This is a genomic window from Oceanibaculum nanhaiense (genome assembly GCF_002148795.1).
Taxonomy (GTDB): domain Bacteria; phylum Pseudomonadota; class Alphaproteobacteria; order Oceanibaculales; family Oceanibaculaceae; genus Oceanibaculum; species Oceanibaculum nanhaiense.
Genome location: NZ_MPOB01000006.1, coordinates 162,660 through 186,415, shown reverse-complemented (window position 1 = coordinate 186,415; position 23,756 = coordinate 162,660). Strand labels below are relative to the sequence as shown.

Genomic DNA, 23,756 nt, shown 5'->3' with positions numbered 1-23,756 from the left:
TAGAAGATGGCAAACGATCTTGTAACCCGTCAATCCACTGAGGTCTTCGACCCGGCGGCGGAACTGACCCGGCAGTATGTCACCGTGTTCGTCGCCGATCAGATGTTCGGCTTCCCGGTTCTGCTCGTGCATGATGTTCTGGGCCCGCAGCGGATCACCCGTATCCCGCTGGCCCCGCCGGAGATCGCCGGTTCGCTGAACCTGCGCGGCCGCATCGTGACTGCGGTCGATTTGCGCCGCCGCCTTGGCCTGCCGCCGCTGGCGGAGAGCAAGGGGATGAGCATCGTGGTTGAAAGCCAGGGTGAGCTGTATAGCTTGATGGTGGATCAGGTGGGTGAGGTGCTGAACCTCTCCAACCAGGCGTTCGAGCATAATCCGCCGACGCTGGAGCCGCGCTGGCGAGAAGTGTCGAGCGGTATTTCCCGTCTCGATAAAAAGCTTCTGGTGCTGATCGATATCGATCGCTTGCTCGATTTCTCGCGTGCCCAGGCTGCCTGAGGCCCGGGTCTGACGATAGAAGGGGTAACCGCCAGGGCGGACCCCCTTCGCTTCCGCAATCAAGACGCCAAGTCACGGCAATAGAAGCGGTCCCATGAAATCTTGTCTGATAGTCGATGATTCCCGCGTGGTTCGCATGGTTGCCCGGAAAATTCTGGAGCAGCTCTCCTTCGCGACATCCGAAGCGGCAGACGGCCAGCAGGCCGTGGAGGCGTGCAAGCAGAAGATGCCGGACGCGATATTGCTAGACTGGAACATGCCGGTGATGAACGGGATCGAATTCCTGCGCGCCCTGCGCGCGATGGAAGGCGGCGACAAGCCGGTCGTCGTTTTCTGCACGACCGAGAACGAGATGTCGCGCATCCAGGAGGCGCTGATGGCCGGCGCCAACGAATACATTATGAAGCCCTTCGACGGCGAGATCATCCAGTCGAAGTTCGAGCAAGTGGGGCTGATCTGATGCCCGCCGGTTCCGCAGGCAGGGGCACGGGCTCCAACCCCTATCGCATCATGCTGGTCGATGATTCGGCAGTGATTCGCGGGCTTTACACAAAGGTTATCTCACTCGACCCGGACATTGAGATCGTCGCCTCTGTCGGCGATGGCGAGATGGCGTTGCGAGCGCTTGAGCGCAACGATATCGAGGTCGCGGTGCTGGATATCGAAATGCCGCGTATGGATGGTCTGACGGCGCTGCCCAAGCTGCTGAAGATCAATCCGAATCTTCAGATCATCATGTCCTCGACACTGACGCTGAAGAACGCGGATATCAGCCTGCGCGCCATGCAGTCCGGCGCAAAGGACTATATCCCGAAGCCCAGCACCACCGGGGCGCTGGTCTCCGCCGAGGATTTCAAGCGCGAGCTGGTGCAGAAGATCAAGGTGCTGGGCGCCGCGCGCCGCAAGCTTAGCGGCGGCAAGGCATCGATGGTTGCCCAGCCGGCGCGCTTCAGCGCGGACCGGCGTCCCGCCGCCGCGCCCGTGGCGAAGCCAGCCGCCCGGATCGTGCTGCGCACCGAAACCAATCGCCAGCAGCCGGAGGCGATTGCCATCGGCTCCTCCACTGGTGGCCCGCAGGCCCTGATGAAGGTGCTGGGCAATCTGCGCAAGGATCTGCCACAGCCGATCTTCATCACCCAGCACATGCCGGCGACCTTCACGCCGATCCTGGCCGAGCATCTGTCGCGCGCCAGCGGCTGGGATTGCCGCGAGGGCAAGGATGGCGAGACGGTGGCCCCGAACCGCATCTATCTGGCGCCGGGCAATTACCACATGGTCGTCGAGGTGGAAGGTGGCCGGAAGATCATCCGGCTGAACCAGAACCCGCCGGAGAATTTCTGCCGCCCGTCGGCCGATCCGATGCTGCGCAGCCTGGCCAAGGCCTATGGCAGCCGCCTGCTGGTGATGATTCTCACCGGCATGGGCAAGGATGGACAGGCCGGCGCGGAGATTGCCGTGCAGGCCGGCGGCGTCGTCGCCGCGCAGGACGAGGAGAGCAGTGTCGTCTGGGGCATGCCCGGCGCCGTTGCCACGGCCGGATTGTGCAGTGCCGTGCTGCCGCTGGACCGCATGAGCTCGTATCTTTATGAGCGTGCTCTGAGGAGCGCAGCATGAAGCCCGACGATTTCTCGCTGCTCGCCACGCTGCTGAAGGATCAGTCCGGCCTCGTCCTGACGACGGACAAGGTGTATCTGCTGGAAAGCCGGCTGATGCCGGTTGCCCGCCAGTACGGGATGAAGTCGCTGGAGGAACTGACCCAGGCGATCCGCCAGAAGAAGGACAGCCGCATCGTGCCGGCGGTCGTCGAGGCGATGACCACCAACGAATCGCTGTTCTTCCGCGATATGAAACCGTTCGACCAGCTGAAGCGCCTAGTGTTGCCGAAGCTGATGGCGACGCGGCAATCGACAAAGCGCATCCGGATCTGGAGCGCGGCCTGTTCCAGCGGACAGGAGCCATATTCCATCGCCATGATGCTGCGCGAGGAGAAGGCGACCTTCGGCGCCTGGAAAATCGAGATGCTGGCAACCGATCTGGCCCAGAACATGATCGACCGGGCCAAGGAAGGCGTCTATTCCCAGTTCGAGGTGCAGCGCGGCCTGCCGATCACCATGCTGGTGAAGTATTTCAAGCAGGAAGGCGACAAGTGGCGGGCCGATCCGTCCTTGCGCGAGAACATCCAGTTCCGCGTCTATAACCTGCTGCACGACCTGTCACCGCTGGGTCAGTTTGACGTGGTGTTCTGCCGCAACGTGCTGATCTATTTCGACCAGCCGACCAAGGGCAAGGTGCTGGAGGCGATCGCCAAGCGCATGGCCCCGGACGGCGTGCTCTATCTGGGCGGTGCGGAGACGGTGCTGGGCATTTCCGACAAGTTCCAGCCGATTCCCGGCGAGCGTGGGCTGTACGGCCTGACGGCAGCCGTGACGGCAGCGAAGACGGCGGCCGCCCCCACGACACCGCCGATCAACAGCGCTGCCGGCGGACGCTGACGCTTCTGATAGGCACGAGAGCCGACAGGCAAGAAAAAGGCGGCCAGAAAGGCCGCCTTTTTTATTTTCTGATGATCTGGCTTTATGCCGGTGCGTTGGCGCCGGCCTTCGCTTTCCGGGTCTTGCCCGCGGTTGCGGCGTCGGCGGCCTCTGGCGGGGTTTCCGGGTCGCGCAGCACATAGCCGCGGCCCCATACCGTATCGATGTAATTGTCGCCGCCCAGCGCGACGGACAGCTTCTTGCGCAGCTTGCAGACGAACACGTCGATGATCTTCAGCTCCGGCTCGTCCATGCCGCCATAGAGGTGATTGAGGAACATTTCCTTGGTCAGCGTCGTGCCTTTGCGCAGCGACAGCAGTTCCAGGATGCCATATTCCTTGGTGGTCAGATGGACGGGCTTGCCCTCCACCTCGACGGTGCGGGAATCCAGATCGACGACCATGCGCCCGGTCTTCATGACCGAATGGGCATGGCCCTTGGAGCGGCGCACGATGGCATTGATGCGGGCGACCAGTTCGCGCTTGTCGAACGGCTTGGTGATGTAATCGTCGGCGCCGAAGCCGAGGCCCTTGATCTTGTGGTCCATCTCGCTCAGGCCCGAGAGAATCAGGATCGGGGTTTCGACCTTCGCCTGGCGCAGCCGGCGCAGAACCTCATAACCGTCCATGTCGGGCAGCATGAGGTCGAGAATAATGATGTCGTAGTCGTAAAGCTTGCCGATCTCCAGCCCGTCCTCACCGAGGTCGGTTACGTCCACGATGAAACTCGCCGATTGCAGCATCATCTCGACGCTGCGGGCTACGACCTGATCGTCCTCGACCAACAGTACGCGCATGGCAATCTCCTTCTCCCGTCACCCCGGTTTTCTCCGCGGCGATGTACAAAGGTTAACATGAAAAATTAAAGGGAACGTTAACGAATTAACGAATTCGCCAGGGGCTGGCGGTGCGCTACAATAGGTGGGTCGAGCATGACGAAAGCAGGCACGCCGATGGAATCGCCGCTGCGGCAATTGCGCGAAGAGCTGGAACGGGTTCCGCCCTATACGCTGTATGGCAGCGTCTCGGCGGTGCTGGGCATGATGGTCGAGGTCGCGGGCGCGCACCGCTCGCTGTCCATTGGCGACCGCTGCCGGCTGGTCACCCGGCAGGGCCAGCGCGTGCCGTGCGAGGTGGTCGGTTTCCGGGCCGAGCGCGCGCTCCTCATGCCGTTCGGCACACTGGATGGCATCGGCATCGGCTGCAAGGCCGAGATGGAGAATGCCGAACCCATGGTCTATCCGCATGAGGGCTGGCTGGGCCGTGTCGTGAATGCGCTGGGCGAACCGGTGGACGGCAAGGGGCCGCTGCCTCAGGGCAAGCATCCCATCCCCTTGCGTAACAAGCCGCCATCGCCGCATGCCCGCCAGCCGATTGGCGAGAAGATGGATCTCGGCGTGCGGGCGATCAACACCTTCCTGTCCACCTGCCGTGGCCAGCGCATGGGCATCTTCGCCGGCTCCGGCGTCGGCAAGTCGATCCTGATGTCGATGATGGCGCGCTTCACCCAGGCCGATGTGAATGTCATCGGGCTGGTCGGCGAGCGCGGCCGCGAGGTCGGTGAATTCCTGCACGAACAGCTCGGCGTTGAAGGGCTGGCGCGGTCGGTCGTGGTGGTGGCAACATCCGACGAATCGCCGCTGATGCGCCGGCAGGCGGCGCAGATCACCCTGTCCATCGCGGAATATTTCCGCGACACCGACAGGGATGTGCTGTGCATGATCGATTCGATCACCCGTTTCGCCATGGCGCAGCGCGAGATCGGCCTCTCGACCGGGGAGCCGCCGGCCTCCAAGGGCTATACGCCGACCGTCTTCTCCGAACTGCCGCGGCTGCTGGAGCGCGCCGGTCCGGGTGTGAACCAGGGCAGCATCACCGGCCTGTTCACCGTGCTGGTGGAAGGCGACGACCATAACGAACCCATCGCCGACGCGGTGCGCGGCATCCTGGACGGGCATATCGTGCTGGAACGCCAGATCGCCGAGCGCGGCCGTTATCCCGCGATCAACATCCTGCGCAGCGTCTCCCGCGCGCTGCCGAACTGCAACTCGCCGGAGGAGAACAAGCTGCTGGGCCAGGCGCGCCGGCTGATGTCCACCTATGAGGACATGGCTGAGATGATCCGGCTTGGCGCCTACCGGCAGGGCACCGACCCGGCGGTGGACGAGGCGATCCGCTATCATGAGCCGCTGGAGGCCTTCCTGCGCCAGGATCCGTACGAGCGCGCCGGCCTGTCTGAAGGCTATGACCGGCTGGCCACGATCCTGGAAGCGGTGGAATGAGCTAGGCCATGAAGGCACTCTCCACGCTGATCCGCCTGCACAATCATCAGCTTGACGACAAGCGCCGCGCGCTGGCCGAGGCGGAGCGGCGGCTGGCCAATGCGAAGGCGCAGCGCACCGCGCTGGATGAGGAGCTGGTGGCGGAAAAGCGCCATGCCGCCGAAGGCGGGGAGGGGGTCTATACCTATGGCGCCTATCTGCAGGCGGCGAAGCGCCGCCGCGAAGCCATCGACGCCGGCATCGTGGTGCTCGAAAAAGCGGCCGGCGAGGCCCGCGATGCGGTGGCCGAAGCCTTCGCCGAACTGAAGAAATACGAGATCACCAAGGCCAACCGCGAACGCCGCGAGCAGGAAGAAGCCAACCGCATCGAGCAGAATCTGCTGGATGAGATGGGCCTCGCCATGCACCGCCGCAACAGCGGCGAAGGCAACTAGTCCAGCTTCGGCGCCGCTGCTATGTCCTCCAGCCCGGCCGGCAGGCCGCGCTCGAGGTCGAAGCCTTCCTGCTGGCGCCGCCACATCGCGGCATAGATGCCATCCCGGTCGATCAGGTCGCGATGCGCGCCGCGCTCCACGATCTTGCCGGCTTGCAGCACGATGATCTCGTCGGCATCGACCACGGTGGACAGCCGGTGCGCGATGACCAGCGTGGTGCGGCCCTTCGAGACCTCGCGCAGCGCGCCCTGGATTTCCCGCTCGGTATGGGTGTCGAGCGCACTGGTCGCCTCGTCGAACAGCAGGATCGCCGGCCGCTTCAGGATGGTACGGGCAATTGCCACGCGCTGCTTTTCGCCGCCCGACAGTTTCAGCCCGCGCTCACCCACGCGCGTGCTGTAGCCATCCGGCAGGGTCAGCACGAAATCATGCACCTGGGCGAGGCGCGCCGCCTCCTCGACCTCCGCCGGGGTGGCAGCGGGCCGGCCATAGGCGATGTTGTAGTAGATCGTGTCGTTGAACAGCACCGTGTCCTGCGGGACGATGCCGATGGCGGCGCGCAGGGAGGCTTGGGTCAGTTCGCGGATATCCTGCCCGTCGATGCGGATCGAGCCGCCATCCACGTCGTAGAAGCGGAACAGCAGGCGCGAGATGGTCGATTTGCCGGCCCCGCTGGGCCCGACGATGGCGACGGTCTTGCCCGCCGGCACCTTGAAGCCGACATCTTTCAGGATCGGCCGGTCCGGGCGATAGCCGAAGCTGACATCGCGGAATTCCACGGTGGCGTTGGCGGTGACGAGATCAACCGATTCCGGGCGGTCCTCGACCTCACGCTCGACGCCCAGCAGGCGGAACATCGCTTCCATGTCGATCAGCGACTGCTTCATCTCGCGATAGACGAAGCCCAGGAAGTTCAGCGGCATGTAGAGCTGGATCAGATAGCCATTCACCAGCACGAAATCGCCTACCGTCATGCTGCCGTTCTGCACGCCATGGCCGGCCATCACCATGACGGCGACCAGCCCGATGGCGATGATGGCGCCCTGGCCGACATTCAGCAGCGACAGGGTGGTGCGGCTCTTCACCGCCGCATATTCATAGCGCCTGAGCGCATCGTCGAAGCGCCTCGCCTCGTGCGCCTCGTTGCCGAAATACTTCACTGTCTCGTAGTTGAGCAGGCTGTCGATGGCCTTGGTGTTGGCCTCCTGGTCGGTCTCGTTCATGGCACGGCGGAACTTGATGCGCCATTCGGTGATCGACAGGGTGAAGGCGATATAGCCGGCGATGGTCGCGAAGGTGACCAGCGAGAACCAGAAATCGTACAGCACCCACAGGATGCCGCAGACCAGCAGGATTTCCAGGATCGTCGGCACGATGTTGAACAGCATGAAGTTCAGCAGGAACTCGATGCCCTTGGTGCCGCGCTCGATGACGCGTGACAGCCCGCCGGTCTGCCGGTCGAGATGGAAGCGCAGGGCCAGATCGTGCAGATGCTGGAAGGTTTTCAGCGCGACATTGCGGATCGCGCGCTGCGCCACCCGGGCGAACACGAAGTCGCGCAACTCGTTGAAGCCGGAGGAGGCGACGCGCACCACGCCGTACAGCACCAGCAGGCCGACCGGCACCACGATGGCGGCAAGCTCGGGGTTGGTCAGAGCATCGACCGCCAGCTTGTAGACATAGGGAATATAGACGGTGGCGATCTTGGCGATCACCAGGAAGATGATGGCGACGATGACGCGCCCCCGCATGCCCGGCTCGTCTTTCGGCCAGAGATAGGGGGCAAGCGCGCGGATCGCCTTGGCGTCCGCCTTCAGGTCGGAACCGCTGCGCGCGGTATTGGTCGCCGCGCCATGGGCCTGTGTCATCTGGATATCCGTTCGATGGGTTTCCCCCTAATTGGGGCTTCGGGGCGGATTTGGATAGTGTTTTCTGCTCTGCGCCTCTTCCATGCGCGAGGCGGCCTTTCCCTGCCATGCGGGACGTGGCATCAAGGCGCCATGACCGACGACAAACCCTCCCCCGTCTTGTCCGCCGCCGAGACCGAAGACCGCACCGTCGCGGCGGGGGCGCTGTTCATGTTGGCGGCGATCCTCGCCTTTTCGGTGATGGATGCGACGATCAAATGGCTGGCCGTGACATATCCGGTCATGCATATCGTGTTCTTCCGCAATTTCTTCGCCTTCATCCCCATCGGGCTGATGCTTGCCGCCCGCAGGGACCGGTTGGCGGCCTTGCGCACGCGCAACTGGAAAGGCCATCTGGTGCGTGCCGTGCTGGGCCTGACCTCGATGATCCTGTTCTTCAACGCCTTCGCGCTGATGCCGCTGGCCGAGGTGGTGGCCATCGCGTTTTCCGCGCCGCTGTTCATCACCGCCTTGTCGATGCCGCTGCTGGGTGAGCGCGTGGGGCCGCGCCGCTGGTCGGCGGTGGTGGTCGGCTTTGTCGGCGTGCTGGTCATCCTGCGGCCCGGCACCGAACTGTTCCAGCCGGTCGCCTTCCTGCCGCTGACCGCCAGCCTGTTCCTGGCACTGGCCATGCTGCAGGTCAGATTGCTGACCCGAACGGAGACCAATATCGCGCTGATGACCTACATGACCCTGGCCGGAACGCTGGCGACGGCACCCTTCCTGCTGTCCGGCTGGGTGCAGCCCGCAGGTTTCGACTGGGTGCTGATCGTCGGCATGGGGATCATCGGCGGTACGGCGCAATATCTGCTGACCCAGGCTTTCCGCAAGGCACCGGCCTCGCTGATCGCGCCGCTGGAATATTCCGGCATCCTGTGGGCCGGGATGCTGGGCTACTGGCTGTTCGGCGAAGTACCGGACCGCTGGGTCTTCGTCGGATCGGCCATCGTGATCGCCAGCGGCCTCTATATCCTGCACCGTGAAACCAGGCTGGGCCGCTTGCGGCAGAAGCCCCGGACGGAGTAGAATTAAATCATAAACGGGCTTTGGGGAATAACCGCGTGAAAACCATGCCGATTCGGCTGCTTCTGGGCGGGGCAGTGTTGTTAGCAGGCCTGTCTTTCGGCGGGGCGGCGGAGGCGGTGTGCATCCGCAACCAGCTGGCCGAGCCGGTGCGCGCCTCGCTCGCCGGGGCCTATGCCTGGGAGGCCCGAATCATGCCGGGCTATGAGTTGTGCACCGAGCGCACGCTCGACGCCGACAGCATCGCGCGGGCGAAGGGCAAGCGGCTGGCCATGTCCATCGTCTCCGACGTGACCGCCGGCCTGCGCTATTGCAATGGCACGGTGAAGCATGCCGCCCTGGTGATGCTCTATGTCGAGCGCGATGGCCGGACGATGCGCTGCGACGCCTATTGAAGGCGATTACCCGCCGATTTCGAAATAGATAATGTCGCGCCCGGTGCTGTTTTGCCGGGCGCTTTCACTGCATAGTCGCTCGCGTTCCGAACCGTCTGGATTGTCACCACGACAGTCGTGGGCACATTCCGGCTATGCCGGCTGGCTGCTGGTGCCGGGGTGCGGGAACGATAGTATCGATCTGGGTTTATTTGGCGACGGGAGCCGGCAATGTCGGAGAAGACAATTGTGACAGGGCGGGGCTGGCAATTGCCGCTGTTCGTCATCCTGCTGTGCGGCAGCCTGATCGTGGCGCTGTCCTTCGGCGTGCGCTCCGCCTTCGGCCTGTTCATGGTGCCGATCTCCGGAGAGCTGGGCTGGGGCCGCGAGGTGTTCGCCCTGTCGATCGCGCTGCAGAATTTGCTGTGGGGCGTGGGGCAGCCTTTCGCCGGCGCGCTGGCCGACCGGTACGGTCCGATGCGGGTCATTCTGGGCGGCGCCATGCTCTATGCCGCCGGCGTGTTCATCATGTCGGTTTCCACCACGCCGCTGCTGTTCCATCTCTCGACCGGTATTCTGATCGGCTTCGGCCTGTCGGGCACCGGCTTTTCCATCGTGCTGGCCGCCGTCGGCAAGGTGGTGGCGCCGGAGAAGCGCTCCTGGGCGCTGGGCATCGTCACGGCGGCGGGCTCCTTCGGCCAGTTCGCCATGGTGCCGCTGGGCCAGTCCTTCCTGTCGGCCTATGGCTGGCAGACCGCGGTGCTGATCCTGGGCTTCACGTCGCTGGCCATGCTGCCGCTGGCGGCGGCCTTCCGGGGCGTTGGCGAGCGCGGCCTGGGCGGGCCGGCAAGCACGCAGAGCCTGGGCGAGGCGCTGCGCGAGGCCAGCCGACACAAGGGCTTCCTGCTGCTGACCGCGGGCTTCTTCGTCTGCGGCTTCCATGTTGCCTTCATCGCCGCGCATCTGCCGTCCTTCGTCATCGACCGTGGGCTGGATCCGCGCATCGGCGCCTGGGCGCTGGGGCTGGTCGGGCTGTTCAACATCATCGGTTCCTACAGCGCTGGCGTGCTGGGCGGCAAATACAGCAAGAAGTACCTGCTGAGCACGCTCTATGTGCTGCGCTCGGCGATCATCGTGCTGTTCATCTCCTTCCCGATGACCGAGATGACGGTGCTGATGTTCGCTGCTGCGATGGGGCTGCTGTGGCTGTCCACGGTGCCGCTGACATCGGGCATCGTGGCGCAGGTGTTCGGGCCGAAATACATGTCGATGCTGACCGGCATCGTGTTCTTCAGCCATCAGATCGGCAGCTTCCTCGGCGTCTGGGGCGGCGGCTATCTGTACGACACCACCGGATCCTACAATGTGGTCTGGTACTGCTCGATCGCGCTCGGCATCTTCGCCGGCATCGTGCACTGGCCGATTGACGAGCGTCCGCTGGCGCGGCTGTCGCCCGCCAAGGCCTGAGGCATTATCAGGCTTCGATCTCGCCGTGGATCTCGATGATCTCGTTGTGCTCGACGAAGGGCAGGGGCGGGAAGTGCGGCGTCGCCTGAAAGCTGACCTGGCCTTTCAGGCCGACCCGCTCGGCGGTTTCCTCGAACAGGCGGACGATCTCCGCCTTGATGTCGCGCGGCAGGGCGCGGTGGGTGCGCACGATCAGGTCCAGCCTTTCCGTGCGGGCCAGCCCGTCGAGCTGCAGCGCGCCCAGCTTGCTGAGGTCGAGGTCGATCAGGAAACGGTGACCTGACGCGCCATCCTTGCCGCCTTCGCCTTCCTCCGTCGGATCGCGCATGAACAGCCGGATCTGTTGCAGATCGCGCCCGTCGAACAGCGGGATGTAGAAAGCGCGCCATTCGTTGCCGGCGGCATCGGTGCCGGTGCGCGTCATCTGGCCCATATCGTCGCCGAGGCGCGACAGCAGCGGGTTGCGGCCATCGCGCCCGCCCAGCGCACGGGCCGCCTGATCGCCCATCCAGCCCCGAACGTCGCCGCCGCGCAGCGCCGCCATGAAGAACAGCAGCGCGCCGGCCATCTGCGGACCGGGCTGCGGAATGGCGGTTTGCAGCAGGGTTTGCGCCAGCGCGGGATTGGTCTGCGACAGCTGCACAAAGGCTTCGGTGAGGGCCGGCCAGCTGCGGCCAAGCCCGCCCGGCTGTCCGGCTGCTGCCGTGGTTCCGGCGGCTCCCCCTGAAGACAGGCCGAGGGCCGCGCGTGCGGCCGCCTCCGCACCGCCCAGCGCGGTCGGTGACAGCCCCAGCGTGACACCGGTGCCGGTTGGCAGGCCCTGCGCGCCCGGAATGGTGACAAGGCCGAAGCTGGTTTGCAGCAAGGGCTGACCGGTGGCCGTGCTGCCGACAACGGTGGCGGTGAGCGTGGCGCCGCCGCCGGGCAAGGGCTGCAGACCGGGCGTTGGCGCCGTGGCCTGTCCCGGTGCGGGTGGCAGGACGCTGTTCACCGTTACGGCGAGAGTGCTGCCGGCGGGCAATGCCTGCAGAATCTGGGTCGTCGGGGCACCTGCCGGCAAGGCGGCCATGCTGGCGCTTGCGGCGGGCGCGGTCAGTGAAGGTGGCAGCGAGGGCGGCAGCGCCGGTTGCCCAGAGGCCTGCCCCGGCAGGAGCTGCCCAGGCAGGCCAGCTTGTGTCGGCGCTGCTGCTGGGCCGGTACCCGCTGGAGCTGCGGTGGACGGTGCCGGCGTGGCCGGGCCTGCCGCCTGGGTTGTTCCGGTTTGCGGTGCGCCAGTTTGCGATGCGCCAGTTTGGGGAGGGCTTGCTTGCGGCCCCGCCGTCTGGGGCGTTGTCTGGGGCGCCGTCTGGGGCGACACTGGCGTATTTGCCGCTGGCGCGGGTGCCGGTCCGCCGGTCGTGGGGACCGTGTTGTTCGGGGCAGCGGTGCCAGGGGATGCGGTTGCCGGGCTGCTTGTCGCGGCAGTGGCTTGGGGTGCGCTGCCTTGAGCTGTTGTGCCTGGGGGAGGTGGCGTTTGTGGCGAAGATGCCTGCGCTGGTGTGGCTTGTCCTGGCATCTGGGCCGCCTGCGTTGCGCCCGCCTGCGTTGCGCCCACCTGCGTTGCGCCCGTCTGTGCGGCGGCAGTTGCGGCGTTTCCCGCATTTGCCTGGGCTTGTCCGGCGAGCGTCTGCAACAGCAAGGCCTGCACGGACTGGCCGGCCTGCAAGGGCTGTGGCGGCTGGGTGCTGGCGGCGATGACCGGCGAGGAGGCGACGGAGACCGCCGGCTGGGTGGGGGCCGGCTGGGCTGGTGCCGATGGGGCCGGCGCGCCGCCAGTGGCCTGTCCCGCGCCTTGCGCCGGCGCGGGCTGTGTGCCTGGCTGCGCTGGCTGCTGTGCGTTTTGTTGCGCCGGTTGCTGGGAAGGCTGCTGGGCGGGCTGTTGTGCTGGCTGCTGCGGCAGAGGTTGCTGGCCAGGTTGCTGGGCAGCCACTGGGCGGCGGTCGGCGGACAGCACCACCACATGCTGGCTGTCGCCGACGACGCGCACTTCCATGGTGACGGCCGTACCGGGACGGAAATTGGCTGCCGTGCGGAGCGCGACGACGCCATGGTCGGTGCGCACGATCATGTTGCCCTGCCGGTCCCGCCCTTCCACCGTGCCCTTAACGATGGTGCCCGGATCCACCGCCTTCAGCGATTCCGGAGCATTGACCAGCGTGCCGACGGTCGCCGCCGGCGCCGTACCGGCGACCCCGACGGGCGATGTCGGCGGAACGAGGCTCATTGCGGCTCCAGTAGGCTTTCCAGCAGGTTTTCCACATCGCGCGCGGCGTCGCTGTTCGGCGAGCGGAGCAAGATCGAGGTCTGGTTGCGGATGGCGTCGGCGACCTTGCGGTCGCGCCGGATGATACCGGCCAGCGGCGGCGATGCCTTCAGGAAACTCTGACAGGCCTTCAGCAGCGTCTGGTAGGTGCGCTGCCCCTCGCTCACCGAATCCACCATGTTCACGATGATCCGGATGTCGGCGCCGGGGTCACCCTGCAGGGTCAGCTTGATGAAGGCATAGGCGTCGGTCAGCGCTGTCGGGTCGGCGGTCGTGACCACCAGGGTCGTGCCGGCCCAGCTGGCCAGCGTGCGTACCGTGCGGTCGATGCCCGCACCCAGATCCAGCACCACCCGGTCATAGCCAAGCGCAAGCTGCTGCAGTTCCTCGCCCAGATGGGTGAGGCGTGGCACCGGCAGGGCGGCAAGGCTGCCCGAGCCGGAGCGGCCGGCGATCACCGAGAAGGAGGCATCCGGGTGCTGCATGACAGTCTGGCCCAGCGTCGCCTTTCCTTCGATGAAGGCACCCAGGTCGCGTTTTGCCATCAGCCCAAGCTGGACATCGATGTTGGCAAGTCCGAGATCACCGTCGAACAGCAGTACGCTTTCGCCGCTGAGTGCCAGCGCATGGCTCAGGGTGACTGACAGCCAGGTCTTGCCGACGCCGCCCTTGCCGGAAGCGATGGCGATGATGTTGCGCGTCTTGCCCAAGGCGCGGGGCAGGCGAATCGGGTCGGAGGAAGCGGGAGGTATGGCGTTGCTCATGCGAAGACCCTGTCACCAAATGCCGGGGTGCTGATCCCCCTTTCCTGAGAAAGCAACAAACGTGCCAGAGAAACCGGGTTGAGCGGCGCCAGCCCTTCGGCCACGCGTGGCGAAGTGCTGACATGGGAAAAGCTCAACTGGCCGATTTCCGCGGCCACCAGCATGAAGCCGAGACGCCGCGCGAGATCGAGCCGCGTGGCGATCAGCCGGCTGGCACCCAGCGTCTTGAACATCTCGGCAATTTCTGCCGCCTCATGCACATCGCCGCCGCCGGGCAGCACCAGGATGGGGTCGGCCTCGGCCGCGTCGATCAGCGTTTTCAACTCCTTCAGCTCGGCCGGGTCGAACGGATTGATGCCGGCACTGTCGATGATCTGCAGACATTTGCCGCGTTCCGCGCAGAACCGTTTCAGGTCGCCCGGGTTGTTGGCCGTCTCCAGCTTCAGTTTAAGAACGGAGGTAAGCGCGGAAAGTTGCTCCACGCCGCCGGCCTTTACAGTGTCGGTGGTGATAACCCGTACCGCCCGGCGCGCCATCACGGAGCGGGTCGCCAGCTTGGCCACCGTCAGGGTCTTGCCCGCCCCCGGCGGGCCGATCAGCATGAAGGGGCGGCGGAAATCGCTTTCCGGCAGTGGGGCGAAGCGGAACTGGCTGTCCAGCGCACCGGCCAGCGCCAGCGCCGGATCGTCGGTGTTGAGGCTGGTGGCGGCGCGCAGCAGCCGGTCGGCGAGGCGGCCCGGCACGCTATGCTGCTCCATGGCCTCCGAGAGAAGATCGCCAAGGTCAGCCGTGATCGGGCTGTGGTGATGGTCGTCGCCCAGCGGGTCCAGATCTTCCACGATGTCGAGGGCGGCAGTGACGCGCACGCCGCCTTCTTCGCCCTTCTGGGTGGAGACGATGATGGCGTCCTCGCCGAGTTCGTCGCGGATGATCCGCATCGCCTCGGCCATTGAGGGAGCCTTGAAAGTCTTAAGGCGCATGCTTCGTCCTGGCCCTCCGGTGCGTCGGTTGCCTGCCCCTGGTTACGCTATCCAAGATAACGCTCTCCTGCGTCCGATCGCGCCAAACTCATATCTGACCCAGGGTCTTGATCTTGGCCTTGGGATGAATTTCGCTCTGCGACAATATCACGGTCGCAGGCCGGAACCGTTCGATTATCGACCGCACATAAGGCCGAATGGCCGGGCTGGTCAACAGTACCGGCGCCTCGCCCAATGCTGCCAGCTGCTCGAAGGTCTGCCGGATCGCGCCGATAAACTGCTGCAACTGGCTGGGCGGCATGGAAAGCTGCTTGTCGTCACCCTGGCCGACAATCGATTCCGCGAAGGCCTGCTCCCAGTCCGGCGACAGGGTCACGATGGGGATGTGGCCTTCCTCGTTCACATACTGCTCGCTGATCTGCCGGGCGAGGCGGGAGCGGACATGCTCGGTAATCATGGTGATGTTGCGCGTGTAGGTGCTGGCCTCCGACACGCCTTCCAGGATCGTCGGCAGGTCGCGGATCGAAATCCGCTCGGACAGCAGATTCTGCAGCAGGCGCTGCAGCCCGCCGACCGAGATATGCGTGGGCACGATGTCGCCGATCAGCTTCTGGTGCTGGCCTGACAGCTCGTCCAGCAGCTTCTGGGTCTCGGTGTAGGACAGGAGATCGGCCATGTTGTCGCGCACGATCTCGGTCAGGTGCGTGGTGATGACGGTGGGCGGATCGACCACGGTATAACCGCGGAACATCGCTTCCTCGCGGTGGCTCGGGTTGATCCACATGGCCGGCAGACCGAAGGTCGGTTCGCGGGTGTTCTCGCCGGGCAGGTCGATCTTCTGGCCGCGCGGGTCCATCACCAGCAGCATGTTGGGGCGGATGTCGCCGCGCCCCGATTCGATCTCCTTCACCCGGAGCATGTAGGTGTTGGGCGGCAGTTGCAGATTATCCTGGATGCGCACGGACGGCATGATGAAGCCCATCTCGCTGGCCAGCTGCCGGCGCAGCGCCTTGATCTGCTCGGTCAGCCGCTGGCCGTCGGTGCTGTTGATCAGCGGCAGCAGGCCATAGCCCAGCTCAAGGCGGATCAGGTCGATATGCAGTGCCGTCGAGATCGGCTCCTCGGCGACCGGCATTTCCGCCGTTTCGGTGGCGACCGCGGCGGCCTTGCGCAGCGTCTCGGACTTCTTCTGCCGCGTGATGAAGAAGGCGGCGCCGCCGGTGATCGCCGCCAGCAGCGCGAAAGGCAGGAAGGGCAGGCCGGGCAGCACGCCCAGCACCAGCATCAGGAAGGCGGACAGGCCGAGCGCGGTCGGATAGCCGCCCAGCTGTTTCATCAGCTGCTTGTCGGCCGTGCCCGGTGCGCCCGACTTGGACACCAGCATGCCGGCGGCGGTGGAGACGATCAGCGCCGGAATCTGGCTCACCAGACCGTCGCCGACGGTCAGCAGCGTGTAGGTTTGCGCCGCCGCGTTGAAGCTCATGCCCTGCTGCGCGACGCCAATGATCATGCCGCCGATCACATTGATGAAGGTGATCAGCAGGCCGGCAATGGCGTCGCCGCGCACGAATTTCGACGCACCGTCCATGGCGCCGAAGAAGCCGCTTTCCTCCTCCAGCTCCTTGCGCCTTGTGCGCGCCTCGTCCTCGTTGATGAGGCCGGAGGACAGATCGGCGTCGATCGCCATCTGCTTGCCAGGCATGGCATCCAGGCTGAAGCGTGCGCCAACTTCCGCGATGCGGCCCGCACCTTTGGTGATGACGATGAAGTTCACGATCACCAGGATGGCGAAGACGATGACGCCGATGACGAAATTGCCGCCCATCATGAAGGAGCCGAAGGCCGCGATCACATCCCCCGCCGCCGTTGGCCCGGTATGCCCTTCGGCGAGAATCAGGCGCGTGGAGGCCAGGTTCAGCGCCAGCCGCAGCATGGTCGCGATCAGCAGCACCGTGGGGAAGGCGTTGAAGTCCAGCGGCCGGTGAATGAACATCACCGTCATCAGGATGAGCACCGAGAAGGTGATCGACAGCGCCAGCGCGATATCGAGCAGCCAGGTCGGCATCGGCAGGATCAGCACCGACAGGATGCCGATCATGCCGAGGGCGACCGCGATATCCGGCCGGTTCAGGATGCCGCCGTAACGGCCTAGCAGCGCCTGTACGGAAGCGCCGCCAGGCCCATCCCCCGGCGAACCCTGTTGCGAGGTGTCAGCCATGCCTCAGCCCGTCATCCAGTGGCGGTGCGACCTCATGCCGTTTCCGCTTCTCCGGGCATCGGCACCGGGACGCCCTCGTCAGTATATTGCCGCAGCTTGTTGCGCAGGGTGCGGATCGAGATGCCCAGGATGTTGGCCGCATGGGTGCGGTTGCCGAGGCAGTGCTTCAGCGTGTCGATGATCAGGTCGCGTTCCACGTCGGCGACGGTGCGGCCAACCATCTTGCCAAGCCCGAGCGCTTCCACCGTGGAACGGGTTTCCTCGTCGGCACCATCGGCGCCAGCCTGGATCGAGGGGGCGGCGGCGGCCGGTGCGCCCTGCTGTTCGCCGGTCAGCAGAATGGCTTCCGGCCCGATCTCATCGCCGCTGGCCAGCAGCACGGCGCGGTGCAGGGTGTTTTCCAGTTCGCGCACATTGCCCTTCCAGTGATGGCCCTGCAGCCGCGTAATCGCCTTGGCCGACAGCGGTTTGATGTCGATGCCGTTGGCTTCCGAATATTTCTTCACGAAATGCTCGGCCAGGACGTGGATATCCTGCGGCCGTTTGCGCAGCGGCGGCAGCGCCAGGTTGAAGACATTCAGCCGGAAATAGAGATCTTCGCGGAAATTGCCGTTCTTCACCTCCTCCTCCAGATTGCGGTTGGAGGTGGCGATCAGCCGGACATTCACCTTCACCGGCGTGGAGCCGCCGACGCGGTCGATCTCGCGTTCCTGGATGACGCGCAGCAGCTTGGCCTGCAGGCGCGGGTCCATCTCGCTGATTTCATCCAGCAGCAGCGTGCCGCCATTGGCTTCCTCGAACTTGCCGACGCGGCGCGCAACGGCGCCGGTGAAGGCGCCCTTCTCATGGCCGAACAGTTCGGATTCCAGCAGGTTCTCAGGGATGGCGGCGCAGTTCAGCGCGACGAATTTCTGGTCCGAGCGGCGGCTCTTGCTGTGCAGGTAGCGCGCCATGACTTCCTTGCCGGTACCGGATTCGCCGGTGATCAGGATGGAAGCGTCGGAGGGGGCGACCTGATCGGCCAGCTTGATGACCTGCGCCATCGCCACATCCTTGAAGATGACGGCGTTGGATTCCTCGGCCACCGCCTCCAGTACGGCGGCGATCAGGTCGGCATCCGGCGGCAGCGGCACATATTCTTTGGCACCGGCCTTGATCGCCCGTACCGCGGTGTCGGCATCGGTGTTGATGCCGCAGGCGACCACGGGGATCGTGATGCGTTCGGCCTTCAGGCTCTCCATGAACCGGGCGATCGGCAGCCTGACATCGATCATCACCAGGTCTGCGCCCTGGCCGGAGCGCAGCGCCTGCAACCCTTTGTCGATCGTGTCGGCGTGGCTGACCTTTGCCCCACGCGCAAGCGCGATCTGGCTTGCGGCCGTCAGATGCCCTTCGAGGGCGCCGAGAATGAGCAAACGCATACCTAACTCTCCATTGACCCCGGTTGCCTACTGGGAGTCTTCCTTCAGTCGAACAAGTCGATGCGCTGCGCGGGCGGCAGCACGGTGTTGATCTGCATTTCCATCCGGCGCGGGTGCTCCTGCCGGGCAATCGAGGCGGCGCCGATCAGGTAGATCTGCGACACCATCTGATCCTCGCCCATATTGCGCTCCAGCTTGGAGGCCAGCGGCGCGAACACCATGTAGGCCAGCACCGCGCCGTAGAAGGTGGTCAGCAAGGCCACGGCCATGGCCGGCCCGATGGAGGACGGATCGCTGAGCCGGCCCAGCATCTGCACCAGGCCTACCAGCGTGCCGATCAGCCCCATCGCCGGCGCCACCTCGGCCGCCTTGCGCAGCATGCCGGCGGTCTGGGTCTGGCGCATCGCGGTGGCCGCCATTTCCTGGCGCATGATGCGCTCCACCTCCTCGGCGGGGGAGCCATCGACCACCATCTGCACCGCCTTGTGCAGGAAGGGTTCGCGCCGCATGTCAGCCAGCCCGTTTTCCAGCGCCAGCACGCCCTTGGCGCGGGCAATCTCGGCCAGGTGCAGCATCCAGACAGCCGCCGATTGCGCGTTGCGCGCCGGGCGCAGCAGCACATTGCCGATCACTTCGCGCGACCGCAGCATGTCGCGCAGCGAATAGCACACCAGCGTCACGGCGAAGGTACCGCCAACCACGATCAGCACCGACGGTATGTCGAGGAAGGCGGCGGAGGAGCCGCTGATGCTCATCGCCGCGAAGATCATGCCGAAGCCGCCGATCAGCCCCAGTATGGTCGCGAAATCGACGGTCATGCGCGACCCCGGCGGCACCAGATCGGCCCGGTTCGTGGCCATCTTGGTGCCGCCTGCAGGCGCAGCCCTGCCGGCGGCGGTGGCTTCCGCTTTGCTGGATACATCCGACATGCACGAAAATCCTTACGTCAGATGCGGGTCAGCTCGACCGGTCGGACTTGATGATTTCCGTCATGGTGACGCCCAGCCGTTCATCGACGATGACAACCTCGCCGCGCGCGACGAGCCGGTTGTTCACGTAGATGTCGATGGCTTCGCCGACCTTGCGGTCCAGCTCGACCACCGCGCCACGGCCAAGCTTCAGCAGCTGGCTGACCTGCATGGTCGCCTTGCCGAGCACCGCCGAGACCTGCACCGGAATATCATAGACAGCCTCCAGATCGCGGGCGGAGCGCTGGATATCGTCGTCCTGACTGCCGCCATCCTCTTCGGCGAAGGGCTGTTCCTGGCCTTCCAGCTCGGACAGTTCGAGATCGTCATCGTCAGCCATGTCTATTCTCCCTGGCTATGTGGCGTCTTGGGGTGAGCGTTTCGGGCGGGCGTTTCGGGTGAATCCGCCTGCGGTGTGGCTGCGGCCACGGGTGACGCGGCATCCTGCCGATCTTCATCCGCCGAATCGGTTATCGAATCGGGTGGCAGGTCAGCCTTGGTCTCGTCGTCCTTGGTCTCGTCGTCGGAGGTTTCCGGCATCTCCTCCGGCATTTCCTTCGCCGTCACTTCAGGCCCCACCTCAGGCGGCGTGCGTTCGCGGGGCGGGTGCCCCAGCAGGCGTTCCAGCGCGCCGGCCATGCGCCGCCAGATATCCGACTGCAGCCGTTCGGCGCCGCCTTCCGACCATTCCAGCCGGCAGTCGCCTTCCGACAATTCCGGTTCCGGGCGTACCGTGATCTGGCCTTCGAAGGCGTTATCCGCCGCGATCTCCGCCATCCTGGCGCGGACCTGTTCGACCAGATCCGGATGGACGCGCACCATGATGCGCGGTTCGTCGCGCAGCGAGCCGAAGACCTCGGCGATCATCGCTTCGATTTCCTGCATGCCGCCGGTCTTCGCCACGGTCGGCGAAATCTGGCGCACCATGGTGTAGGCCAGTTCCGTCACTTCCGTAGACAGGGTTTCCAGTGCTGCCTGATGCGCCCCCTGCAGTTGCCGGAACCGGTCGCCGACGGTCTGCCAGCTATCGGCAAGTCGCTGTTCGATGCCGGTCATCGCCTCGGCGCGTCCCTGCTCGACACCGCGCTGAAAACTGTCGGCGGCGACCTGGTCCAGCTCCTCCTGGCCATAGCTGGGCGGCGGCGGTTCGGCCACGGCCTCGGCGGCTTCCTGTTCCGCCTGGCGCTTGGCCGTACGCTCCGCCTCGCGCCGGCGCTTCAGCTCTGCCGGGTCGATGTCGAAGTCACGTTCGAACAGGAAAGGTTTCATGCTGCGCGCTATGGCTCCAGGCCTTTAATAGATCAACTGATCGTCGCCACTGCCCTCGGCGATGACGAGTTCGCCGCGGTTGGCGAGATCTTTCGCCAGCTGCACCATGTAGGTCTGTGCCTCCTCGACCTCTTTCAGGCGCACCGGGCCCATGCCCGCCATATCCTCGCGCATCAGCTTGGCGGCGCGTTCCGACATGTTCGAGAAGAACAGGTCGCGCAGATCCTCGGTGGACCCCTTCAGGGCGAGGCCGAGCTTGTCCTTCTCCGCCGTGCGCAGCAGGGTCTGTACGCCGCCTGGATCGAGCCTGGACAGATCCTCGAAGGTGAACATCAGCGACTTGATCTTCTCCGCCGCGTCACGGTTGCGCTCTTCCAGCGCGGTGACGAAGCGGGTCTCGGTGGCGCGGTCCAGGCTGTTGAAGATTTCCGCCATCATTTCGTGCGGATCGCGGCGGTTGGAGCGGGCGAGGTTGCTCATGAACTCGGTGCGCAGCACGCGCTCGACGTCGTTCAGAATGTCCTTCTGCACCGATTCCATGCGCAGCATGCGCATCACCACTTCCATGGCGAAGTTTTCCGGCAGCAGCGCCAGCACCTTGGCGGCGTGCGCCGGATTGATTTTCGACATGACGACGGCGACGGTCTGCGGATATTCGTTCTTCAGATAGTTCGCCAGGACCAGCTCGTTCACATTGCCGAGCTTGTCCCACATGGTGCGGCCGGCCGGGCCGCGAATTTCCTCCATGATGTCGCCGACCCGGTCGGGGTCGAGGACCTTGTTCAGCAGGCGTTCCGTCGAATCGAAGCTGCCGACCAGCGAGCCGGTCGAGGAAATCTGCTCGGCGAACTCGACGAACAGCCGCTCCACGATGTTGGAGCTGACGGTGCCGAGATTGGCCATCACCTGCGAGACTTCCTTGATCTCCTCGTCCTCCATGAGGGCGAAGATTTTCGCGGCATGTTCCTCGCCGAGGCTCATCAGCAGGATCGCCGCTTTCTCGGGCCCGCCCAGCGAGCGGTAATCTTCTCTCACACGCATCGTCTTTTTCTCCCGGCCGCGGCTTGTCCTGCCGCAGCCTCATGGTCTGCCCGCCCGATGGCCGCCCCCAATGGCCGCCCCCTGGCCCGGCGGGATCAACTCTGCTCCTGATACATCCAGTTGCGGATGATCGAGACGGCCTCATCCGGATGCTTCTCCACGATCTCGCCGATCTTGCGCAGCGAGGAGGCGCGCACACGGCCCTCGACACGGCTGATGTCGATCATCGTATCGAGCATATCGTCCTCTTCCTCTTCCGGCAGGGCCAGCGCCCCCATGCCTTCGGGCGACATCTCCATGCCGGGCATGCCGGGGCCGGTCAGGGCGGCGGCAGCGCCGGACTGGTCACGCAGCATGCCGGCCGGGCCGCTGAGGATCGCGCCGGCAGCCGGCAGCGATTCGAACAGGCGGCTCAGCACCGGGCGGACGACCAGCAGGATGACCAGCAGGCCGACGACCGCCAGCACGATGATCTCGGCCAGCTGCAGGAAGTCGTTCTTGGACAGGCCGAACAGGGTGGAATCGGCGCCCATGCCGATATCGTCCAGCGGCGCGAAGCGCATGTTCACGACTTCGATCTGGTCGCCGCGGTTGGCATCGAAGCCGATCGCCGAGCGTACCAGCGATTCGATCTGCTCGAGCTGCTGGGCGTTGCGCTCCTCATAGACGGCTTCGCCGCCGTCGCCGCGCACATAATTGCCATCGACCAGCACCGCCACGGTGAGGCGGCGCACGTTGCCGGTCTCCCGCACGGTGTTCTGGACGGTGCGGGTGATCTCGTAATTGACGGTTTCCTCGGTGCGCGAATCGCGGCTGCTGGAACCGCCGCCGGGCTGGCCCTGCTGGGCTTCCGGCAGATTGGTCTGCACCGTGACCGCCTGGTTGGCGCCGTTTTCCGTGCTTTCGCGGGTTTCGTCCACATTCTGGGTGGAGCGCACGACCTGGCCGTCCGGGTCGTACTCCTCCTTGTTGGTGACGATGCGGTCGAAATCCAGGTCGGCATGCACTTCGGCGCGCACCTTGCCGAAGCCGACAGTGCGCTCCAGCAGCATCTCGATCGCCCGCGCCGTGCGGCTTTCATAGGCGATGCGCCGCTCCTCGGCAGTGGCCGACAGATGGCTCGGATCGTTCGGGTCATCGACGCCGCGCGCCAGCAGGCTGCCCTTGTCGTCGATGATCGACACTTTTGTCGGGGTCAGGCCCGGCACCGCGGCGCCGACCAGATACTGGATCGCCTTGATCTGCTCGCGGTCGAGGCGCTGTGCGCCCTGCATGCGCAGCGCGATGGAGGCGCTCGGCTCCATGCGTTCGCGGCTGAACAGTTCGCGGCGCGGCATCACCAGATGGACGCGCGCCGAGCGCACGCCGCGGATCGAGCCGACAGTGCGTGCCAGCTCGCCTTCGAGCGCGCGCAACTGGTTGATGTTGAGAACGAAATTGGTGGTGCCGAAACCGTCGGATTTGTCGAAGATCTCGTAGCCCATCGAGCCTTCGGTCGGCAGGCCCTGCTGGGCCAATGACATGCGCAGGGTGTTGATCTGGTCGCCGGGCACATAGATTTCGCTGCCGTTCTGGCCGCGCAGCTCGAATTGCGCGCCGCTTTGCGACAGGTAATTCACGACCTCGCGGGAATCTCCCGGCTCCAGGCCCGAATAGAGCAGCTGCATGCTGGGCGAGGCCAGACGGCTGGTCAGGAAGAACAGGAAGGCGATGAGGGCGACCGCAACGCCGCCGAGGACGGCGAGGCGCACGGCACCAAGATTTCGGAAGAATTGCAGAATCGGGTTCACGGTTAGCCCTTCCTCGCCGCTATGGCCCTGTCTTTGAGTGGGGCCCCTGTCCCTGGTGGGGCCCTGCCTCTAGATGAGGCTCTGGTCGTCTATGACCCTGTCATCGCCGGAACGGCCCGGCTTTCGGTTCTTCGGCTTTGCTTCCCCGGCTTGCGTTCCGGCTCTCGCGGATGCCTGTGCGTCCTGAATTCTGCGCAACTGACCACGTTATCCGGCCGCGATGTCGAACATCCAGGCGGCTGCAAATCCGGTAGTCAGTAAATTACCTAAAATTTTAATTACAATGAAGTGATTTACGCGCCGCGCTGGCCGACCAGAGCCGATTTTACCCCCACTGTTGCAACTAGGCAACTTTTGCCTAGGACAGATATATCAGATGAATCAGTGAAAGAACAATCCTTTATGGCGTGTTTCTGGATTATTGCATGAATTTGCGATGACCGGATTCGGCAAGGCGCCGCTAAACAGAATGGCGGATGCAGTGTCTG

21 protein-coding genes are annotated in these 23,756 nt (G+C 65.0%); 9 read left to right on the top strand and 12 right to left on the bottom strand.

Features of this window, described 5'->3' with window-relative positions; genetic code table 11:
- Positions 1–6 precede the first annotated feature (6 nt).
- From BKM74_RS12330 to BKM74_RS12315, 4 genes are all read left to right on the top strand, one after another.
- Entirely contained in the window at positions 7–498 is a 492-nt protein-coding gene (locus BKM74_RS12330) for a chemotaxis protein CheW (RefSeq protein ID WP_086466016.1), read from the top strand.
- A gap of 94 nt (positions 499–592) precedes the next feature.
- Complete coding sequence (locus tag BKM74_RS12325) at positions 593–958, top strand: response regulator (protein ID WP_086466015.1); 366 nt, start codon at positions 593–595, stop codon at positions 956–958.
- Entirely contained in the window at positions 958–2,112 is a 1,155-nt protein-coding gene (locus BKM74_RS12320; RefSeq protein WP_245825923.1) for a protein-glutamate methylesterase/protein-glutamine glutaminase, read from the top strand. The genes BKM74_RS12325 and BKM74_RS12320 overlap by 1 nt, the downstream gene beginning before the upstream one ends.
- Complete coding sequence (locus BKM74_RS12315; protein ID WP_086466014.1) at positions 2,109–2,990, top strand: CheR family methyltransferase; 882 nt, start codon at positions 2,109–2,111, stop codon at positions 2,988–2,990. Before BKM74_RS12320 ends, BKM74_RS12315 begins: the two co-directional genes overlap by 4 nt.
- A gap of 82 nt (positions 2,991–3,072) precedes the next feature.
- On the opposite strand, the gene ctrA is transcribed toward BKM74_RS12315, so the two are convergent.
- On the bottom strand, positions 3,073–3,825 hold the full coding sequence (gene ctrA, locus BKM74_RS12310; RefSeq protein WP_086466013.1) for a response regulator transcription factor CtrA: 753 nt from the start codon (positions 3,823–3,825) through the stop codon (positions 3,073–3,075).
- 156 nt (positions 3,826–3,981) lie between these two features.
- Between ctrA and fliI the strand changes: the two genes are divergently transcribed.
- Together fliI and BKM74_RS12300 are read left to right on the top strand one after the other, a co-directional pair.
- A complete protein-coding gene (fliI, locus tag BKM74_RS12305) occupies positions 3,982–5,310 on the top strand; it encodes a flagellar protein export ATPase FliI (RefSeq protein ID WP_086466012.1) in 1,329 nt (442 codons plus the stop codon).
- Positions 5,311–5,318: 8 nt separating this feature from the next.
- Positions 5,319–5,744, top strand: a complete 426-nt coding sequence (locus tag BKM74_RS12300) for a flagellar export protein FliJ (protein ID WP_086466011.1) — start codon at positions 5,319–5,321, stop codon at positions 5,742–5,744.
- Here the strand turns inward: BKM74_RS12300 and BKM74_RS12295 are convergent.
- Positions 5,741–7,612: an ABCB family ABC transporter ATP-binding protein/permease gene (locus BKM74_RS12295; protein ID WP_086466010.1), complete on the bottom strand. Its 1,872-nt coding sequence runs from the start codon at positions 7,610–7,612 to the stop codon at positions 5,741–5,743. The two genes, BKM74_RS12300 and BKM74_RS12295, sit on opposite strands and share 4 nt — an antisense overlap.
- Positions 7,613–7,744: 132 nt before the next feature.
- On the opposite strand from BKM74_RS12295, the gene BKM74_RS18550 reads away from it, so the two are divergent.
- The 3 genes from BKM74_RS18550 to BKM74_RS12275 all read left to right on the top strand — a co-directional run bounded on the left by BKM74_RS18550 (position 7,745) and on the right by BKM74_RS12275 (position 10,515).
- Positions 7,745–8,677 carry a DMT family transporter gene (locus BKM74_RS18550; protein WP_176342516.1) on the top strand — a complete coding sequence of 311 codons (933 nt, stop codon included), beginning with the start codon at positions 7,745–7,747 and terminating at the stop codon, positions 8,675–8,677.
- A gap of 35 nt (positions 8,678–8,712) precedes the next feature.
- Positions 8,713–9,069, top strand: a complete 357-nt coding sequence (locus BKM74_RS12280) for a hypothetical protein (RefSeq protein ID WP_140056079.1) — start codon at positions 8,713–8,715, stop codon at positions 9,067–9,069.
- 210 nt (positions 9,070–9,279) lie between these two features.
- The gene (locus BKM74_RS12275; RefSeq protein ID WP_086466007.1) at positions 9,280–10,515 is read left to right on the top strand and encodes an MFS transporter; all 1,236 of its coding nucleotides are present in this window, start codon (positions 9,280–9,282) and stop codon (positions 10,513–10,515) included.
- 7 nt (positions 10,516–10,522) lie between these two features.
- Here the strand turns inward: BKM74_RS12275 and BKM74_RS18545 are convergent, their stop codons facing one another.
- The 10 genes from BKM74_RS18545 to fliF all read right to left on the bottom strand — a co-directional run bounded on the left by BKM74_RS18545 (position 10,523) and on the right by fliF (position 23,268).
- Positions 10,523–12,778 carry a hypothetical protein gene (locus BKM74_RS18545; RefSeq protein WP_140056078.1) on the bottom strand — a complete coding sequence of 752 codons (2,256 nt, stop codon included), beginning with the start codon at positions 12,776–12,778 and terminating at the stop codon, positions 10,523–10,525.
- The gene (locus BKM74_RS12265; RefSeq protein WP_245825922.1) at positions 12,775–13,581 is read right to left on the bottom strand and encodes a MinD/ParA family protein; all 807 of its coding nucleotides are present in this window, start codon (positions 13,579–13,581) and stop codon (positions 12,775–12,777) included. The genes BKM74_RS18545 and BKM74_RS12265 overlap by 4 nt, the downstream gene beginning before the upstream one ends.
- Complete coding sequence (locus BKM74_RS12260) at positions 13,578–14,561, bottom strand: flagellar biosynthesis protein FlhF (protein ID WP_086466005.1); 984 nt, start codon at positions 14,559–14,561, stop codon at positions 13,578–13,580. Before BKM74_RS12260 ends, BKM74_RS12265 begins: the two co-directional genes overlap by 4 nt.
- 88 nt (positions 14,562–14,649) lie before the next feature.
- Entirely contained in the window at positions 14,650–16,779 is a 2,130-nt protein-coding gene (gene flhA / locus BKM74_RS12255; RefSeq protein WP_086466004.1) for a flagellar biosynthesis protein FlhA, read from the bottom strand.
- A gap of 32 nt (positions 16,780–16,811) precedes the next feature.
- The gene (flbD, locus tag BKM74_RS12250; protein ID WP_086466003.1) at positions 16,812–18,200 is read right to left on the bottom strand and encodes a sigma-54-dependent transcriptional regulator FlbD; all 1,389 of its coding nucleotides are present in this window, start codon (positions 18,198–18,200) and stop codon (positions 16,812–16,814) included.
- Between the two features lie 44 nt (positions 18,201–18,244).
- Complete coding sequence (locus tag BKM74_RS12245) at positions 18,245–19,129, bottom strand: motility protein A (protein WP_086466002.1); 885 nt, start codon at positions 19,127–19,129, stop codon at positions 18,245–18,247.
- 28 nt (positions 19,130–19,157) lie between these two features.
- A complete protein-coding gene (gene fliN / locus BKM74_RS12240; RefSeq protein WP_086466001.1) occupies positions 19,158–19,508 on the bottom strand; it encodes a flagellar motor switch protein FliN in 351 nt (116 codons plus the stop codon).
- 2 nt (positions 19,509–19,510) lie between these two features.
- Positions 19,511–20,437 carry a FliH/SctL family protein gene (locus tag BKM74_RS12235; RefSeq protein WP_086466000.1) on the bottom strand — a complete coding sequence of 309 codons (927 nt, stop codon included), beginning with the start codon at positions 20,435–20,437 and terminating at the stop codon, positions 19,511–19,513.
- A 24-nt stretch (positions 20,438–20,461) separates the two neighbouring features.
- Positions 20,462–21,478 carry a flagellar motor switch protein FliG gene (gene fliG, locus BKM74_RS12230; RefSeq protein ID WP_086465999.1) on the bottom strand — a complete coding sequence of 339 codons (1,017 nt, stop codon included), beginning with the start codon at positions 21,476–21,478 and terminating at the stop codon, positions 20,462–20,464.
- 95 nt (positions 21,479–21,573) lie between these two features.
- Entirely contained in the window at positions 21,574–23,268 is a 1,695-nt protein-coding gene (fliF, locus tag BKM74_RS12225; protein ID WP_176342515.1) for a flagellar basal-body MS-ring/collar protein FliF, read from the bottom strand.
- Positions 23,269–23,756 lie beyond the last annotated feature (488 nt).